This is a genomic window from Candidatus Kuenenbacteria bacterium (assembly GCA_012797775.1).
Classification (GTDB): Bacteria; Patescibacteriota; Patescibacteriia; order UBA2196; family GWA2-42-15; genus JAAZMX01.
Genome location: JAAZOM010000019.1, coordinates 1 through 2,055, shown reverse-complemented (window position 1 = coordinate 2,055; position 2,055 = coordinate 1). Strand labels below are relative to the sequence as shown.

2 protein-coding genes are annotated in these 2,055 nt (G+C 36.8%); one reads left to right on the top strand and one right to left on the bottom strand.

All coding sequences use genetic code 11. The features are described 5' to 3' along the window. Positions 1-1,055 precede the first annotated feature (1,055 nt). The gene (locus GYA54_02305; protein ID NMC51539.1) at positions 1,056-1,553 is read right to left on the bottom strand and encodes a transcription elongation factor GreA; all 498 of its coding nucleotides are present in this window, start codon (positions 1,551-1,553) and stop codon (positions 1,056-1,058) included. Between the two features lie 109 nt (positions 1,554-1,662). Between GYA54_02305 and GYA54_02300 the strand changes: the two genes are divergently transcribed. Next, the coding region (locus GYA54_02300) for a hypothetical protein (protein NMC51538.1) at positions 1,663-2,055 on the top strand (393 nt) is incomplete at its 3' end.

Sequence of the window (2,055 nt, the reverse complement as noted above, 5' to 3'; positions counted from 1 at the left end):
ATTAGCAATCTGACACTGTAGGAATAGAGAGTAATAGGGCAGTGTGATTAATAAAAAACACTGAATCAAAAGGATTATGGTATTTTTTTGTATTAATTTTCAGCTAAAATTAGATAAAATTGTATGATTGTGGCTATTATTGCTGTTGACAGGATAGTAAAAATGTGCTTGAATTATATTATTCTTTAAGAGAAAAATTAATATTTTGACAATAAATATACCAACTGGAGGGGAACGATGAAAAAAATATATCAGTTCTTGAAAATAACGACAAAATGGATAGGTATGTTGCCATTTTCTGGGCGACTAATACTAAAGCCCGCGTTATTTTCTGTCTATGGGTGTAGAGGAAAAAAGAAGTTCAAACGCTTAACATTTGCCCTTATTGTTTTAATTCTTTTCATTGCTGGGCATTCATTCCAAGCGTACTTGGGCTATTCCTTATTCAAATACACCGGCTACCTTGTAGTAAAAATTGTGGCTGTAATATATGCCACAGTAAATGTTCTAGTAACCTATTGCCAGGTGTTTTTATTCTTTAGGGTTACCATTCACTGCTTAAAAAGAATTAAAACAGATTGGCGTAAAAAACGCAGAAGAAAAAAAATCAGTGACAGGGAAATTCCGGAGTTCTCGGTAAGACAACAAATTATTTTCGCCTCCATAACATTGGCTGGCCAAATAATTTTCTTTCTCTGCCAAACTATTTTTTCTTGAGACTATAACGCCTGACCTTGACGACGAGGAATAGGCAAAACAGACTCTGAGAGCAAGTCTATAAACTGCTCTTTTTTCATTTTTAAAAATCGAAGGAATTATATTAATAAACTAAATCTGACACTGCGGAGTAAAGAGCTTCTATTTTTATCTTCTAAACAATAGCGAGTTGCGGAGTAGGGTAGAACTTGATAGAATAAATCTACGCTCATGGAGCTAAGTCGGGTATGTAAATATACTCGGTTTGTTGCTCAATAATAGTTCTAACGTCCTCCACGATGCCGTGCCAAAATTTATTAAAACAGCCCCGACGCGGGGCTGTTTTTGGTTTTTGATGATTAATATATTTTGAGAATAAGACAGGATATTTCTCGGTTATTATTTTTTATAGTAATAGTTTCACCTGTTCGCCGGCCAATCAGGGCAGAGCCAATAGGGGAGCGGTGGGAAATAATACCGGCCTTGGGATCTGTTTCTGAAGAGCCGAGAATTTGATAGGTGGCTTTCCCCCCATTAATTTCTAGGTCAACAGAACAGCCAATCTGAATAGCATCTTTGGGGGCGTTGGGATCAATTATTTCCGCATGGCGCAGTTGCTCTTCTATCTCATCAATACGACGATTGAGAGAGCGGAGCTGGCCTTTGGCTATTTGATAAGGCGCATTTTCGGAAAAATCTCCATTGGAGGCGTGTTTTTGCATGTCAGCGATAAGATAAGGGCGCTTGGACAGAAGCTCGGCTAGTTTTTTTTGTAATTCTTCACGCTTGGCCGCAGTAATGTGAAAGTCAGTTGGAGTGGCAGCATATTTGCCGGGTTTTCTATAAGGAACCTGCATAGGATAAAAATTTAAAGATATTATAATAATAAGCTAATTTTTGAACAAGAGCAACTTTTTTGGGTTCAAGAATAAATATGTTATAATTTAATTGACAACCAGTCTTTATATGAGAAAAAAGATATTTTTTGGATTAATCATTTTTTGTTTTATTTTGGGTATTTTCCTAAATACCGGTTTTTCTTTGGCCGAAGAGGGGATTGGCGGCGACAAAACCGTGGAGCAATTAAATGAGGAGATAAGAGCCAAGCAAAGCGAAATAGATGCCTTAAGGGAAAAAATTAGCGCTTATGAAAAGAGTCTGGGCGAAGAGCGGGCGAAATCATCCAGTCTAAAAAGCCAAATTTCTATCTTGGAAACACAAATAAACAAAAAAGAGGCAGAAATAAAACTGAATGAAGAGGAAATCCAAGAAACAGAGCTACAAATAAAAAAAACTGGCGAGGATCTCGACAGGACGGCTAAAGACATACAGGACAAACAAGACAAGATATCCAAATTT